The 16,479-nt window shown below is 43.1% G+C and carries 13 protein-coding genes; 6 read left to right on the top strand and 7 right to left on the bottom strand.

Annotated features, from left to right (window positions below):
• From ACFQZX_RS03470 to uvrC, 3 genes are read left to right on the top strand one after another with little or no spacing between them, the layout of a single operon-like run.
• Entirely contained in the window at positions 1–2,241 is a 2,241-nt protein-coding gene (locus tag ACFQZX_RS03470) for a penicillin-binding protein 1A (RefSeq protein ID WP_377111327.1), read from the top strand.
• 59 nt (positions 2,242–2,300) lie between these two features.
• On the top strand, positions 2,301–2,696 hold the full coding sequence (locus ACFQZX_RS03465) for a four helix bundle protein (protein ID WP_377111326.1): 396 nt from the start codon (positions 2,301–2,303) through the stop codon (positions 2,694–2,696).
• Positions 2,697–2,715: 19 nt separating this feature from the next.
• A complete protein-coding gene (uvrC, locus tag ACFQZX_RS03460) occupies positions 2,716–4,548 on the top strand; it encodes an excinuclease ABC subunit UvrC (protein ID WP_377111325.1) in 1,833 nt (610 codons plus the stop codon).
• A gap of 91 nt (positions 4,549–4,639) precedes the next feature.
• On the opposite strand, the gene porN is transcribed toward uvrC, so the two are convergent.
• From porN to ACFQZX_RS03430, 6 genes are all read right to left on the bottom strand, one after another.
• Entirely contained in the window at positions 4,640–5,599 is a 960-nt protein-coding gene (porN, locus tag ACFQZX_RS03455; RefSeq protein WP_377111324.1) for a type IX secretion system ring subunit PorN/GldN, read from the bottom strand.
• 9 nt (positions 5,600–5,608) lie between these two features.
• On the bottom strand, positions 5,609–7,129 hold the full coding sequence (porM, locus tag ACFQZX_RS03450; RefSeq protein ID WP_377111323.1) for a type IX secretion system motor protein PorM/GldM: 1,521 nt from the start codon (positions 7,127–7,129) through the stop codon (positions 5,609–5,611).
• A 42-nt stretch (positions 7,130–7,171) separates the two neighbouring features.
• The gene (gene porL, locus ACFQZX_RS03445; protein WP_377111322.1) at positions 7,172–7,978 is read right to left on the bottom strand and encodes a type IX secretion system motor protein PorL/GldL; all 807 of its coding nucleotides are present in this window, start codon (positions 7,976–7,978) and stop codon (positions 7,172–7,174) included.
• A gap of 39 nt (positions 7,979–8,017) precedes the next feature.
• Positions 8,018–9,334 (bottom strand): type IX secretion system lipoprotein PorK/GldK, encoded by a 1,317-nt coding sequence (gene porK / locus ACFQZX_RS03440; protein WP_449288923.1) that lies wholly within the window; start codon positions 9,332–9,334, stop codon positions 8,018–8,020.
• A gap of 253 nt (positions 9,335–9,587) precedes the next feature.
• Positions 9,588–10,352, bottom strand: a complete 765-nt coding sequence (locus tag ACFQZX_RS03435) for a uroporphyrinogen-III synthase (RefSeq protein ID WP_377111319.1) — start codon at positions 10,350–10,352, stop codon at positions 9,588–9,590.
• A gap of 9 nt (positions 10,353–10,361) precedes the next feature.
• The gene (locus tag ACFQZX_RS03430) at positions 10,362–11,324 is read right to left on the bottom strand and encodes a DUF4271 domain-containing protein (RefSeq protein WP_377111317.1); all 963 of its coding nucleotides are present in this window, start codon (positions 11,322–11,324) and stop codon (positions 10,362–10,364) included.
• A 148-nt stretch (positions 11,325–11,472) separates the two neighbouring features.
• Between ACFQZX_RS03430 and hemW the strand changes: the two genes are divergently transcribed.
• From hemW to ACFQZX_RS03415, 3 genes are all read left to right on the top strand, one after another.
• Positions 11,473–12,594: a radical SAM family heme chaperone HemW gene (gene hemW, locus ACFQZX_RS03425; RefSeq protein WP_377111316.1), complete on the top strand. Its 1,122-nt coding sequence runs from the start codon at positions 11,473–11,475 to the stop codon at positions 12,592–12,594.
• 127 nt (positions 12,595–12,721) lie between these two features.
• Positions 12,722–13,603, top strand: coding sequence for a cupin-like domain-containing protein (locus ACFQZX_RS03420; protein WP_377111314.1), 882 nt, complete (start codon positions 12,722–12,724; stop codon positions 13,601–13,603).
• A 417-nt stretch (positions 13,604–14,020) separates the two neighbouring features.
• The gene (locus ACFQZX_RS03415; protein WP_377111313.1) at positions 14,021–14,902 is read left to right on the top strand and encodes a cupin-like domain-containing protein; all 882 of its coding nucleotides are present in this window, start codon (positions 14,021–14,023) and stop codon (positions 14,900–14,902) included.
• Between the two features lie 348 nt (positions 14,903–15,250).
• On the opposite strand, the gene ACFQZX_RS03410 is transcribed toward ACFQZX_RS03415, so the two are convergent.
• A complete protein-coding gene (locus tag ACFQZX_RS03410; protein WP_377111311.1) occupies positions 15,251–16,375 on the bottom strand; it encodes a TPM domain-containing protein in 1,125 nt (374 codons plus the stop codon).
• Positions 16,376–16,479: the final 104 nt, after the last annotated feature.

Raw genomic sequence — 16,479 nt, 5'->3', positions numbered from 1 at the left:
ATGAAGGCTAAACTTGCTCAACAGGATATAAGACAATATAACTGGTATTTCTGGCGATTTTTTATTGCCTGCTTTGCGCTGTTTGTAATCATGTTATTATTAATAGCATTCCAGGTATTCGGGCCGCTTCCCTCTTTCCGGGAGCTTGAAAACCCTAAAAGCGACCAGGCATCGCAGGTACTATCTGCCGATAACCAGATAATAGGGAAATATTATATCAAAAACCGCACAAGCGTTACTTATAAGCAAATTTCACCAAATGTGATCAACGCACTTATAGCAACCGAAGACGCACGTTTTTACCAGCACTCCGGTATAGATTTTCAGCGTACATTCTCCATAGTGCTGTATAATCTGGTAGGTAAAAAGCAGGGTGGTAGCACCATTACGCAGCAGCTGGCGCTTAACTTATTCTCAGAGCGGTCGCATAATGTATTTAAACGGGTTATACAAAAACTGCAGGAATGGATAACCGCTGTTAAAATAGAGCGCAACTATACTAAAGAAGAAATACTCACCCTGTACTTAAACACGGTGGATTTTGGAGCTTATAATACTTATGGTATCAGCTCGGCGTCGCGCACTTATTTTAATACCACTCCCGATAAACTCACGCCCGACCAGGCTGCCTTACTTATCGGCATGATCAACGGGCCGGGCATTTACTCGCCTATCAATCACCCCGAAAACGCGCTTAACCGCCGTAACTTTGTTTTACGACGCATGGGCGAGGAAGGCTATTTAAGCGACGGGCAGGCTGATGAGTATAAAACAAAGCCACTTGGACTCAAATTCCATCCGATAGATCATAACGACGGTATTGCAACTTATTTTAGGGCGGTACTAAAAAAAGAGGTACAAAAAATACTTGTTGATAAGGCCATATTTAAACCAGACGGTACTACGCCTTACGATCTGGACCGCGACGGCTTAAAGATCTACACCACTATTGATGCTACCATGCAGAAGTATGCCGAAGAAGCCCAGAAAGAGTATATGCGCACGCTTCAGGCACAATTCAATGCGCATTGGAAAGGTATAAGCTTATGGAAAACCATCCCTACGTTTAAATCGCTGCTGGATAAGGGCATGAAACGGTCGGACCGCTACCTTGCCGCCAAACAGCAGGGCAAATCTGATGATGAGATCAAGGAAGAATTTAATACGCCTTCAAAAATGAACCTTTTTACATGGCGTGGCGATATAGATACGGTAATGAAACCTATCGACTCGATCGTGTACTGTAAAATGATGCTGCGCAATGCCCTGATGAGTATGGACCCTACCACCGGTTATGTGAAAGCATGGGTAGGTGGTACCAATTTTGAGCATTTTAAATACGATCAGGTAAAAATGGGTACACGGCAGGTGGGCTCTACCGCCAAACCGTTTACTTATGCGGTAGCTATTGAAGAAGGATTTTCACCCTGCATGCAGGTAGCAAACGAACCTGTAACCATTACCGGTTACGGGGCCGACTGGACACCACGCTCATCACCAAGCGAAACTGTACCGGGTGTAATAACTTTGCGCACTGCGCTTGCCCGCTCACAAAACTGGGTAACCGCTTATGTGATGAACGAGGTAAAACCCCAACCCGTGGCAGACCTGATAAAGAAAATGGGAATTACCAGCAATGTGCCTGCATACCCTTCTATCTGCCTTGGTACGTTTGACGCGTCTGTATTTGATATGACCGGAGCATACGGCGTTTTTGCCAACCAGGGGCTGTGGACAGAGCCTACCTACCTGCTTAGGATTGAGGACAAAAACGGAAATGTTTTATATAACCACTCGCCACGGGTAGTACAGGCCATGAACCCGCAAACCGCCTACGTAATGACCTACATGCTAAAAGGTGTTGTTGATGAAGGTACTGGTTGGCGTTTAAGAAGTAAATATGGCATTACCAACCCTGTTGGTGGTAAAACCGGTACTACTAATGATAACTCCGACGGTTGGTTCATTGGCATTACACCACAATTGGTCACCGGTGTATGGACAGGTTGTGAGGACCGTGATATTCACTTCCGCTCAACACGTTTAGGAGAAGGCGCTAATACGGCATTGCCTATCTTTGCCCTGTACATGAAGAAAGTTTATGCCAATCCGGCGCTGGGCATCAAAAAGAGTGTTGATTTTGCCCCGCCAAAGTCGGGCGTAACCATTACGCTGGATTGCAATGCCTACAGCCAGCAGCAAAAAGGCACTACAGAAGTAGAGAAGAAGTTGGATTTTTGAGTTTGTTTACTGGTTTATCAGCTCATTGGTTTATTAGTTAACTGGTAATAGTTATAAAAGTGAGTTATTACATTCTTGAAGATTTAGAGCTATACCAGTTGGCCGAAACATTCAGTGACGAAATTTGGTTGTTGGTAGAAAAATGGGATTCATTTGCTAAAAACACAGTTGGAAAGCAAATTGTAAGGTCGGCTGATTCTATTAGCGCAAATATTGCTGAGGGTTATGGCAGATATCATTATAAAGAAAACAGAAATTTTTGCTTTTTCAGCAGAGGTTCAGTAATGGAAACTAAAAGCTGGCTAAAAAAGGCGAAAAACAGGGGGCTGATAAGTGAAGAAGGGTTCAATATGCAGCTTGAAAAACTGAATATCATTCATCTCAAGTTAAATGCGTATTTAAAGTTCATAGGTAAGTTGGCAGTGAAAAGCGAAACCAATAAACCAGTGAGCTAATGAACCAGTTAACCATGACATGGAAAAATTTGATTACAGGGAAGCTTTAAAAAATATACCGCACAGGCCGGGGGTTTACCAGTATTGGGACAGCGAAAACGAGCTGATATATATTGGTAAGGCAAAGGACCTGCGCAACCGTGTATCCTCCTATTTTAATAAGGACACGCAGTTAAATGGCAAAACACGCGTCCTTGTATCTAAGATACGTAAGATAACATTTACCATTGTTGACACCGAGGTAGATGCATGGCTGCTTGAAAACAGCCTGATCAAAAAGCATCAGCCCCGCTACAATGTAATGCTTAAGGATGATAAGACCTATCCCTGGATCATCATCAAGAACGAAAACTATCCACGCATTTACTGGACTCGCCGTATCATACGCGACGGATCGAAGTACCTTGGCCCTTATGCATCTGTTAGCATGATGCATACCATACTGGGCCTGATAAAAGAAACCTATCCATTGCGCACCTGTAACCTCGCCTTAACTCGTGAGAATATCGAAAAAGGCAAGTTTAAAGTGTGCCTGGAGTACCAGTTAGGCAACTGCAAAGGCCCTTGCCAGGATCTGCAGTCGGAAGAGGATTACAATAACAACATCAGCGAGATAACCGATGTGCTTAACGGTAAGATAGGGAATGTGGTGCGTAACCTTAAGCGTGATATCGACGAGGCTGTTGCCGATCTGAATTTTGAGCTGGCACACCGGTTGAAAAGAAAGTCGGACCTGCTGGAAAATTACCAGAGCAAATCAACAGTGGTTAACTCGTCTATAACTGATGTAGATGTTTTCAGTATCGCCTCTGAAGAAAAATACGCCTTTGTAAACTATTTAAAGGTGATGAACGGTACTATCATACAAACCCAAACTATTGAGCTTAAGAAGCGCCTGGATGAAACTGATGAAGAGCTACTGAGCATAGCCATCAGCGAGTTCAGGAGCCGTTATAACAGTCACTCTAAAGAGATCATCGTACCGTTTGACATTGACCTTGAAGACAGCCGCATCAAATTCACGGTACCTAAACTGGGCGAAAAAAGGAAACTGCTCGACCTGTCGCAGAAGAATGTACAATTCTTTAAAAAAGAAAAGATCGATCAGTACGAAAAACTGAACCCCGAGGTACGCACCGAGCGGCTGCTTACCCAAATGATGAAAGACTTGCGCATGAACCAGTTGCCAAGGCATATCGAGTGCTTTGATAACTCAAACTTTCAGGGTAAATACCCGGTATCGGCAATCGTGGTTTTTAAAGATGCCAGACCATCAAAAAAAGACTACCGCTTTTTCAACGTAAAAACTGTAGAAGGCCCTAACGATTTTGCCACCATGGAAGAAGCGGTTTACCGCCGCTACCGTCGCGTTTTAGACGAGGATACAGGCCTGCCTCAACTGATCATTATTGATGGTGGTAAAGGGCAGCTATCGTCTGCATTGAAAAGCCTGAAGCTGTTAGGTATTGATAAGCAGGTGACCGTTATAGGCATCGCCAAAAGGCTGGAAGAACTTTATTACCCCGGCGACCAGTATCCTTTGTATCTAGATAAAAAGTCCGAAACCTTAAAGGTTATTCAGCAATTACGAGACGAAGCCCACCGTTTTGGTATAACCGCCCACCGTAAAAAGCGTGATAAAGGCACATTGGCAACCGAACTGGAACTGATTGCCGGGATAGGGAAAACCACCGCCGAAAAGCTTTTAAAATACTTTAAGTCGGTCAAGAAAATAAGAGAGGCTACCGAGACAGAACTACAGGAAGTAGTTAATCTTAAACAAGCCAAAGCCATAGCGGCTTACTTTAATCCCGAGGTTAGCGAACAAAAGGCGGGTGGTTTACTACCATAAAAGCTTAAAACGAAAAGCCCCGCCTGTATAACAAGCGGGGCTTATATTTTAGTAATTTAATTACTCACTATTTCCTACTCACCACTCACCATTAGTATTCCCAAAGGTTAAGCTCCCAGTCTAACAGGTTCTTTTTTATCCTTTCCGATTCGTATAACTTATCTATGCCTTGTGCATAATCACGTATTCGTTCGTCCCTGTCGTTAGACTCCTTGACAATGTAGCTCGCAAACAAGCGTTTTACAAAGCAATCGTCAAAGCTTAGGCCGGTAGCATCGTTGTTACGGCTAACCGCCTCTTTGGTGGCCAGTATAGGGCGGGCTTCAGGAAAATATATCCAGAACACTGGCTGGTAATCCAGGTCAAGGCCTGCTGCTTTAGGTTTTATCAGCGGGGCAATACCAATTATACGTGGTTCAAAAATAGAGCGTTGTTTATCAAACACCCAGTCCTCTTTGATCCTGAATTTCACGATACTATCCGGATTGAATTCGCCGGCCTGCACTACTGATCCTATTTTGTTTCCATCCTGGTCAAACTTATCAACTACAGCGCTATCAGCCATTTTACCTCGTGCCTGCGCAGCAGATAAGGGTTTTGAAAAACTATCCCCGTTCGGGTCGTCTTTAGATGCCGTTGGATCATAAGCAGTCAATTCGCCCGCATCAATAGCAGCCATCAGTACATCAATAAGCCTTTGCTTTGGCGATGCCAGATATTGGTTCATTTTTTCGCGCACATCAATTTCACGCCATACGCGTTTGGCAAACATTACATCGGCTTCGCGCAGATTAGCATAAGGAGTTACTCTTGCGCTAAGGATATTATTTTTTTTGTAATAACCATCCAATGGCCTGTCAAAAGGCTTTCTGCCGGTATCTATAGGCGCAACGCCTGCGGTGTTGGTTTCAGACGCACCCGCTAAAGATGTTTGAGGCGTAGCTTGTGCCGTTGCCACCGGTTTTTTCTTTCTGGTGGTTGTTTTTCTGCGCTGCGCAAAGCTAACACTGCAAGCAAGGCAAAGCAAAATAACCAAATATCTCTTTTTCATATCCTTCTATTAATTAGCCGTCAACACTATTGCATCCAGCCCGCGCTGGGTACCATCGGGGCCAACCGCAACAATATCTTTAAATACAACGGTTGAACCCGGTGTAACGGTATTGGTGGCCGCGCGCATAGCTCCAGATAGTTCGCCTCCGCTTGTTGTCAATATCATGGCATCCTGGCGAGGTTTGATCACTATAAGGGTAAACCTTGTTACGTTAAATTTCGCGTCGAAATCAAAGTTATCCAGGCGTGCAAATAACCTATCCTGACCGCGGATGTTGGCAGCGCTTGTAGAGCCACCGCTTTTACCGGCAAACATCGCTTTAGGATCTGGTATACGTTTTACACGGAATGTTGAAGTACCCAGCACAGTACCCTTGTCGCCTGTAACAGTCACCTTAGCTGTACCTATCGAGCTTACTTTGGCAACATAGTGGCCATTTGAACCACTGATAGAGCCGCCGCTCATGCTCACTTTGAGGTTTTCTTTGGCAACGCCTGGCGCAGATACTGATAAAGGGTTATCCACGCCAATATACAATACGTTCATTTTATCAGGAGATACAACTGCCGATGGGCGCGCTACCTGGTAGGTTTGAGGGGTTGTTTTATACTCTTTATAAGTGCCGTCATTTTGGCGTACACGTATAGTACCTACCCATGTAAATGTACCCTCAGAACCGGTGCTTACGCTATACTTACCCTTACCATCCTGCACGGCAAGCTTATTACCATTAACGCTGATGTCGGGGCTTGATTTTGAATCTGAAGCGGTAAGGAACACCTCTGCTGTGTATGGTTGTCCTGCTATCACATAGCTTGACGGTGCAACTGCAACCGCGCTGAATTTATCCAGGTTAACTACGGCCTGGTCTACCTCACCTAATATTTTCTTGACAACTTCGTTTTCGGCATTTTTGGCGTCGGCTTGTATTTTCGCTAACGTTGTCAGGGCAGCACCCAGCGGAATGCCATCTCCAAAGTTAGCTTCCTGCCATGATTTTTTTACATCGCCGTTTTTTGGCGGGTCGATGGCGTTTAACGAGAAGTTTACACCCTGCCTTTCGCGTTCGGGCAGTATGTTTATTAATTTATCACGGGTTTCATCAATCATCTTGCGCAATTTGTCGGCATTTTTTTGCTCAACCATTACGCGTGGCGATATATCAAGGTTGTCCCTTGCATCAACATCATTAATGGTTGGGTTAATGCCCCCTCCCTCTTTTATAAGGGTTGCTTTTAATGATTCAATGTAATTGTTCAGATCTTCGGCTATCTTACTCGCCTGCTTAGCCCTATCATAAATAGGTTTAGCACGCTCTGGCTGTTCCTTAAGCTTGGTTTGCTCAAATGCCGAGTAGGTATTTTGTATACCGGTGGTTACGTTAGCTCTTGATTTATCTAAACTGTTTGTGATATTTCTGAATGCGTCCAGCAAACTGTCTGGTACGTTTAGAGCAATAAGCCCTAAAAGAACCAGGTACAGTATACCTATCATTCGCTGTCTTGGGGTTTCTTTACCTCCGGCCATGCTTTATACTTTTCTGCTGTTGAATACTATCAAATAAATTGGTTAAACACGCGGCTGGTTCATAGCAGTTAGCATATTACCATAAATAGCATTTAATGATGCCAGGTTTTTAGCTAAACGGCCTACCTCTTCTTTAAACTGTTTTGAATCTTCAAGCGACTCGTTGAAGTTGTTCATAGTTAATGAAAGGTTTTGATAAAACTTGTTCATCGATTTTAAGTGCGCGCTTGAATCCTGCAGTTCCAGTTCGTATACAGCGTTTAAAGATGAAAGATTTTTAGCCAGATTGTTTACCTGCTCGTGGTAAGCCTTGGTATCCATATTAGTGTTAGCCATCTCATTAAGATTGGCAGATGCCTTTTCAAATGCTGAGCTTAAATTATCGTAGCTGGCGGTTGCCTGTTTTACTTTATTAGTAAAAGCAATAGTAGCATCGCCTGCATCTGTAACCCGTGATATAGAGTTTACTTTATCGCCAAAGGTCCTTAAACCTTCACCAAGGCTGCTGATAAGCTCAGGGCCGATCTTGGCATCCTCAAGCATTTTATCAAGCGCTACTGTGTTTGAATAACCTGACGCAACTGCTGCTACCGGCCTTGCAGATGCTGCAGGCAACTCGCCCTTATAATCTTCGTCAAGCTCGGGATAGGCCCTTGTCCAGTCAATCTCTTTGTCTTCGCGTTGAAAGCCTAACAGTAAAAATAATAATGCTTCAACCGTTAAACCACCTGCAATAAAGTAGGTAGCGCCAGGCCAGTGCAAAATTTTAAACATTAAACCCACAATAACCACGGTAGCCCCCCATGAAACGATGTTACCTATTCCGTAAGGTTTTTTCTTTCCAGCCATAATTTTAAAAGTATACTTGTTTGATTGTTTTTATTTTGATTAACGTTTGTCTTTGATATCCCTGCCGGGGTAAATAGTTACACAACGGAAACCGATGTATGATTTTGCGGTATCCTGGTACTCAAAACTGCGGGTGGAGTTTTGTAAAAAGTAACCAATATCTTTCCAAGAACCGCCACGAACCACCTTGCGTTTTAACACTTCCGGGTCGGCAGCTTTAGCTTCATATCTGAATGTAGGGTTCAGGTCATGCACAAATGTAGATGCAGATTCATCGTAGGCCGATGATGTCCACTCGGCAACGTTACCAGCCATATTGTACAAACCAAAATCATTAGGGAAGTAAGAGCGAACGTTTACAGTATATGCCCCGCCATCGTCTGTATAATTACCGCGGCCCGGTTTAAAGTTGGCCATTAAACAGCCTTTGGCGTTTTTAATATACGGGCCTCCCCATGGATAATCTGTACCGATACGGCCGCCTCGTGCAGCATACTCAAACTGCGCTTCGTCCGGAAGGTCAAAAGCCGGGTTATGTGGCAAATGTTTTTTGTCTTTAGCGCCATCCATTAAACGTGTGCGCCATACGGTAAACGCCCTCGCCTGGCGCCAGGTAACACCCACAACCGGGTAATTGCGAAAAGCAGGGTGCGAAAAATAACCCTCAACCATAGGCTCGTTGGCTGCATACGAAAAATCATTTAGCCAAACCAGCGTGTCCGGGTAAACGCCAACAGTATCACGGATAATGAAATCAGAACGGCGTTTATTTTTATCATACCTGTAGTTAGACGCATCACGTAACGACATGATAGAGTAATTGTATTTTAACAAACGCACATCAACCTCATTACGGTCAAAAATACGGTCGTCGCCCTGGTAATACAACCCTTGCAGTTTTTGCTGGTTTGCAGAAGCGTTTCTGCCACGGGTGCTGAATACAGGATTTTTTGCTACATAATCCCAGTTGATATATTTACGGCCATTGGCATTGCCCTGCCCGCCATTTTTTGGCTGCAAATAGTATTGCTGATCGTTTAAGTAATTGGTGATAGCTATCGAATCGCGTACCCAGAATACAAACTGCTTATACTTTGAATTGGAGATCTCCGTTTCATCCATAAAGAAAGGCGACACGGTAACCTGTTTGGTTTGTGCAATTTGCGCGAAGGTTACATCCTGGTCTGTTTGGCCCATTAAAAAAGTACCGCCTTTTACATAAACCATGTTTAATGGCGTGGTTGCCCGAAAAGACCGCTGCCTTACCCCCGTTACCTCTCCATTATTGCCCCCCGTACCGCAACCGGTTAATACAGTACCGGCTAAAACTGCAATTAAAAAGTATAGTTGTTTCATTTGATATCCAAAATCAATAACACGTTTGCCAGCCTGCTGCGACAAATCGCCCGAATATATTAATTTTTTAATGTACCTAAAGCCAAAAATGTTTTTCCTGAAACAGTTAAAAATCACCATTTATGAAAAAACTTATCTTTACTGCTATAGTAAACAAAAAAAACGGTGAAAATATTTAAGTTATCACATAAATACTTTCACCGTTATACGCTTTTAACTATTAAAAGTTGCAACAAACAACCTTTAAATTCAATTATTTATTCGCTTGTTTAACATATTGCTCAATAGCCATGGTCATGGATGGGGCGCCTGGCGTAGGTGCCGGTATATCCAAAATTAGCCCGGCATCAAGTACAGCCTTATGGGTTGTGGCCCCAAAAGCCGCTATACGGGTGTTATTTTGTTTAAAATCAGGGAAGTTTTTATATAGCGACTGGATGCTCGACGGGCTGAAAAATGCAATGACATCATAAAATACATCGGCCAGGTCGCTCAAATCGCTGCAAACCGTGCGGAACAGTACAGCCGGGGTAAAATCATACCCGTTATCCAGCAGAAATTTTTGTGTTTCTTCGGCTGCTACGTCAGAGCATGGGTATAAGAATTTTTCTGACGAATGCTTTTTCAAAACTTCGGCAAGGTCTGCAGCCGTTTGTTTGCCAAAAAATATCTTACGCTTACGGTACTGAATATACTTTTGCAGGTAAAGCGCTATGGTTTCAGACAGGCAGAAGTATTTCATCTCTGCAGGCACTTCAAAACGCATTTCCTCGCATATACGGAAGAAATGATCTGCAGAATTACGACTGGTGAAGATCACCGCTGTAAAATCGGCCAGGTTGATCTTTTCTTTGCGGAAATCCTTGGCAGGCACCCCCTCAACATGAATAAACGACCGGAAATCGATCTTTAAGTTCAGCTTCTTGGCCAATTCAGCGTAGGGATTTTTGTCATTTTCAGGTTTGGGTAACGTTACTAATATACTCTTAACCTTTTTCTTTCTGTCTTCCAATGCCATGCTTTGTATCTACCTAAATCCAATATTAAGCGCCTTTATCAGTATTAATATAGGGCAAATTTCGAGGGCACAAAGATACACAAATAAATAAAACTTATGAAATCTGAAATTAGAAATAATACCTACGCTGCTACGCAGGTATTGCCATATAAATATAACTATTACAAGTATTAACGTTGCTGCAAGTAAAAACGGGATAAAGGTATCGGCTATCAAACTAAAGCATAATGCAACCGGCAAAAACACAAATGTTATATTAAAATAAGTTAATGATAATATGGATATATATTCGCTTACAAGCTTATTAATATCAAATACAAAACCTATAAACCGCAGCACTAAAAACTTGGCTGCAAACAATACAATTATTACGAATGACAGAGTTAAGAAAAGCTGAAAGCCTGCAATAGTGTAATACACTTTGTAATAACCCGTTGTTAACAGGTACAAAAACAGGCCGAAAGTAAACCCAAACAAAATAAAAAGGCCGATAAATGTCCATGCGTTTATAGGGCTTTCCTCCTTGCCGGCCTGCCCGGTGTTTTTACGCTGATAAAAAGCCTGAAAAACATTGCTGACATCCTTACTTGATGTAATATTTATACTTGCAGCAAATAAAAGCAAGGTGATGATCACACCAATTACCCATATATCGCGCGAAGGGCGGGTATGCCCGTAGCCTTGTAAAATCTTTTTTGATTTTAATGAAAAATTAAGAAACTGATCGCCTTTATAAGCATTTGCTTTAAGTACGCTGTCGATAAACGCGTTTGGCCGGTTTGGGTCGGCCGCTTTAATATAGCGCATGGCCAGCGAGTCTGAAACATATTGTTCATGTAACGCGCTTGCCCTGGCTACCGAGTCCAGAAAGGGCAAGGGGCCTGTGTAGCGCGGCCGTGGCTTCACAATTATGGTATCGGGTTGTACGGCATTGGTATCAACCTGCGCATAAGCGCCGTAACATACCACCATAGCAAAAAAAATAAAACAGATAAGCCGGCGCATTTAACCCTTTTAACCCGCAAAGTTATCTTATTTATGGTGGCTATACAAAAGATATGATACAGGCCTAACCTTTTAACTCATTAAAATTAAATTAATATAACGATTTTTGCGGCTGATGGCCGGTATCTATATACATATCCCCTTTTGCAGGCAGGCCTGCCACTATTGTGATTTTCATTTCAGCACATCATTACGATACAAAGATGATATGATGCAGGCAATACTGCATGAAATAGAAATGCAGAAAGACTACCTGGGCAACGAAAACATCGAAACTATATATTTTGGAGGCGGCACGCCTTCGGTGCTATCCGCTGATGAGATCGACCGCCTGATCAATCAAATCACACAATTTCACCATGTGGCCGCTGACGCCGAAATTACACTTGAAGCAAACCCTGATGACCTGGACCGCGAAAAGATAAACGCTTTAAGGCAAACGCCTGTTAACCGTTTCAGTATAGGCATCCAATCTTTTTTTGACGAAGACTTAGTATGGATGAACCGTGCGCACCGTGCGCAGCAGGCCGAGGCATGTGTAAAGCGCGCCCAGGATGCTGGCTTTGAAAATATAACTGCCGATCTGATATACGGCTACCCGCTGCTAACAGATACCAAATGGAAACATAACCTTACCACAATGTTTCAGCTTGGCATTCCACATATTTCTGCTTACAGCATGACGGTTGAGCCCCAGACCGCGCTGGCTGCTTTCATCAGCAAAAAGAAACAACCGCCCATGAGCGAGCAGCAAAGCGCTAACCAGTTTAATATGATGCTTGATGCCATGCAAACCAATGGCTTTGAGCAGTATGAAATATCAAACTTTTGCAAACCAGGCCAATACAGCCGCCACAACTCCAATTACTGGAAGGGTATCAGGTATCTGGGTATCGGTCCTTCTGCACACTCTTTCAACGGTGAAACACGGCAATGGAACATTGCCAACAACGCACGATACCTAAAATCGATATCAGAAAACGTTATCCCGGCCGAAATAGAAACCTTAAGTGAGAGCGATCGCCTTAACGAGTATATCATGACATCGCTCCGCACTATATGGGGCCTTGATCTGGATAAATTGAATAACATTGCAGCCGGCGCCCCTGCAGAGGTATTAAAAAATGCGCAACAATTTTTTGATAACGGCACTTTACAGCGCAATAATCAAATCCTGACACTCACCGCCAAAGGAAAGTTGTATGCCGATGCCATAGCTGCAGAACTATTTTTTTAAGCTGCCGTGCATTTGTAAATTACTCCTGATCCCTGTGTACACATTTGTCAGGAAAATATAAAAAGCGTTAAATACGCATTCATTCAGCTTTGTAATATTTATTTTTGCTTGTTTAACGTACTTTACTATGGGCTTGTTGCTAACTGCTATTGACAAAGTTGATCATATCAGCAAAGAGGATTTTGTTAACAATTACTTAAAACCACGAAAACCTTTAGTTATTCGTAAGGCCACTGAAACCTGGCCTGCCCTTCAAAAATGGACCTTTGATTATCTTAAAGAAGTTGTTGGAGATAAAACCGTTCCTTTATATGATAGCTCTAAGGCTGATCCGTCAAAACCTATCAACGCTTCCGCTGCCGAAATGAAATTTGGCGATTACATCGACCTGATACAAAAAGAACCTACTGACCTTCGTATATTTTTATTCGACCCTATTAAACACGCTCCCGGCTTGCTGGATGATTATCGGTCACCATCAGATCTGATGGGTGGCTTTCTGGATAAATATCCTAACATGTTTTTCGGTGGGCAGGGTTCGGTTACCTTTTTACATTACGACATAGATCTGGCACATATTTTTCATACACACTTTAACGGCCGCAAGCATGTTATTTTGTTTGATTACAAATGGCGTGAGCGCCTTTATTGTATCCCTTTTGCAACCTATGCATTAGAGGATTATGACATTGCCAACCCCGATTTTGATAAATTTCCGGCTTTGAACGGCATCGAGGGCCAGGAAACTATACTTGAGCATGGCGACACTTTGTTTATGCCTACCGGCTACTGGCATTGGATGAAATATCTTGATGGCTCGTTCTCTATTTCCCTACGGGCCTGGGATAAATCATGGGCCATAAAAGCCAAGAGCCTATATAATTTAACCCTTCAGCGCAAGTTTGATGATATCATGAAGAAGAACTTTAAAAGCCGCTATATGGACTGGAAAGAGCATTTAGCCATTAAACGTGCTAACAAAGCCCTGGCAAACGGGAAGCCGTTTTAAACTACTCACCCCGACTACGCCTCCGGCTGGTCGACCCTCTCTGCTACGCAAAGAGGGTAAGAAACACAAACAAAAACTTTTATACCCTCTTTCCGCTCGCGGAGAAAGGGTGGTCGAGCGATAGCGATGACCGGGTGAGTCAGTCAAGCCATATTAAACTACTCACCCCGACTACGCCTCCGGCTGGTCGACCCTCTCTGCTACGCAAAGAGGGTAAGAAACACAAACACAAACTTTTATACCCTCTTTCCGCCCCGCGGAGAGAGGGTGGTCGAGCGATAGCGATGACCGGGTGAGTCGGCTAAACCAGCAGGATCAGCAAATTTAACACCACCTTAACTGCTACTAAACAAGCCAAAGTTTAATTTGCAAAATTAGGATCAGTGCAACATGGCATTATAATCCTTTGATGCAAATATGAGTTTCATCCTTACCCCTATTGATACTGTCGATTTTATCAGTACCAGTGATTTTCAAAATAATTATCTAAAGCCACGCCGGCCGCTGATTATTAAAGGATTGACCAGCAACTGGCCCGCACGCGAAAAGTGGACACCCGGGTACCTTAAGCAAGTGGTTGGCAATAAAGTAGTACCACTTTACGACAACGCCAAAGCAGACCCATCCAAGCCCATCAACTCTGCCGCTGCAGAAATGCCTTTTGATGAGTATATGGATTTAATACGCTCACAGCCTACCGAGCTGCGCATCTTTTTCTTCAATATATTTAAGCATGCGCCACAGTTGCTTAACGACATTGTATTGCCAAAAGACCTAATGGGCGGCTTATTAGAAAGTATGCCTGCGATGTTTTTCGGCGGCTCAAATTCGGTCACCTTTTTACATTACGATATAGATCTTCCGCACATTTTCCATACTCATTTTGGCGGGCGTAAGCACGTGATTTTGTTTGAAAATAAATGGAAGCGCCGCTTATACTGCCTGCCTAACGCCACTTATGCTCTTGAAGATTATGATGTGTTAAACCCCGACATAAAAAAATACCCTGCACTTGCAGGTATACCAGGCACCGAGGCCTTTTTAGAACATGGCGATACGCTTTTTATGCCCACGGGTTACTGGCACTGGATGAAGTATTTGGATGGCTCCTATTCGTTAAGCTTGCGTGCATGGGATGCCTCTGTTAGCCGCAAAGCGGCAAGTGTTTATAACCTGGCTGTAAAAGGCGGCTTAGATAGCTTGCTCAAAATGGCCTTGAAAGACCGCTATGCCCGGTATCGGGAAAACGTGGCAATCCGGCGTGCGGAGAAAGCCCTGGCCCAGGGGAAACCTTATTAAAGTACCAACCTCTCTTGCTTTGTATTAATCCGCAAAAAAATAAATCCCTCCCTCGGGAGGGCCAGGGAGAGGTCTGCACTAATCCATAACCCCTTCCTCCTCCTTCCCCAGGGAAGGAACCGCACAGGCCTTGCCTTAATAACAATTATGATATTAAAGTTCCCTCCCTTGGGAGGGCCAGGGAGGGGTTAACATTTGCATGCCCCCCTTCCCCTTCTTTGCCCGGGAAAGGAGCCACACCAGCCCTTGCTATAGCAATAAGTATAATTCCCTCCCCACGTTAGGTTTAAGTGAGGAAGGCGACACTTGCTATAAACGCCTCGGAGTTAGAATAAAGAGCTTTTTGTTTTACCAATTGGATGTACTACCCGATGAATCATCGGTATCATCACTAAAACCACTGTTATCTGTAGAATTGCTATCATTATAAGATTCGGATTCATCATCAGAAAAACCGCTGTCGTCGTCATTGCCGCTTTCATTCCAGTTTCCCCAATTATTCGGATTATTATCGCTGGTGATAGTGCTGTTCGCAAAAGAATCTTGCGTTGTTTGTCTGTTATCTTCGCTTTCTTTGTGATGGTCTTCGTTTATTTTATCTTGCAGATATCGTGCGCCATACCCACCTGCAGCGCCTAACGCCGCACCTGTAATAAAACTACCTGCAGACGAAGATCGCCGGTTTGAAACTGATCTGCTATAACCGCGATAAGTATTATCATTGTAACCGGCATTAACTGCGCTGCCATCATTTAAATTATTGTAGATGTTCGGTTGAGATTGGCTCATTCTAACCATGCTTTCAAACATCTTTTCTTGAGCTTTAAGTTTACGTCTGTAATAAATAATGACTATCAGCAAAATAATACCAAACCAGATAATTGCGCCAATAACGGTAGCCTGGACCTCGTCTTTTTGACCATTGTTATTGTTTTGAACTTTACTGTCTTTTTCCTTTTCTACAGCTGTTGATGTTTCTGCAACAGAACTTTCAACTGGTGTAATTTCTGTTTGTGGGGCCAGCGTTCCATGTATCTTATTCACTAAAATTTTAAGCCCACCAGCATAATCTTCCTTTCGATAAGCGCTTTTCATAGCACTTAAAATAGCCTCTGTTTTTTTAGTAGTAAAAATACTGCGTAGGTTTTTTGCGACCTCTAAACGCTGTGTATGCTGTTTAATAGCTGCTACGTAAACTAAACCTCTTTGATTTTTTCCAACATGCCATTGACGTCCAATGGCTGTTGCAAACTTTTTGATATTATAGGCCGACGGAATTTCATCAACTAAAACAACGGCCATCTGAACATCTGATTCCTTTTGAATTATGTATATTTTCTGGTTAAGGGTTTTAATGTCATTGACACTTAATACGCCAGAATAATCATTTATAAAGGTTTGCTTTTTAGGTTTCGGTACTTGAGCAGATACTTGTACTGCTAATGCAAGGAACAGGATAAGGATTTTTTTCACTAAAGTTATTGCGATGATTTAAGTAAGCGTAAATATATATTATAAAAACATAATTATTTAATACTTTGTATAGTAAATGACCAGATATAAATTCTCTGTGAATA

It is taken from the genome of Mucilaginibacter litoreus (assembly GCF_042676805.1).
Taxonomy (GTDB): Bacteria; Bacteroidota; Bacteroidia; order Sphingobacteriales; family Sphingobacteriaceae; genus Mucilaginibacter; species Mucilaginibacter litoreus.
The sequence above is the reverse complement of the archived record's forward strand: the minus strand, read 5'-3'. Positions and strand labels throughout refer to the sequence as shown.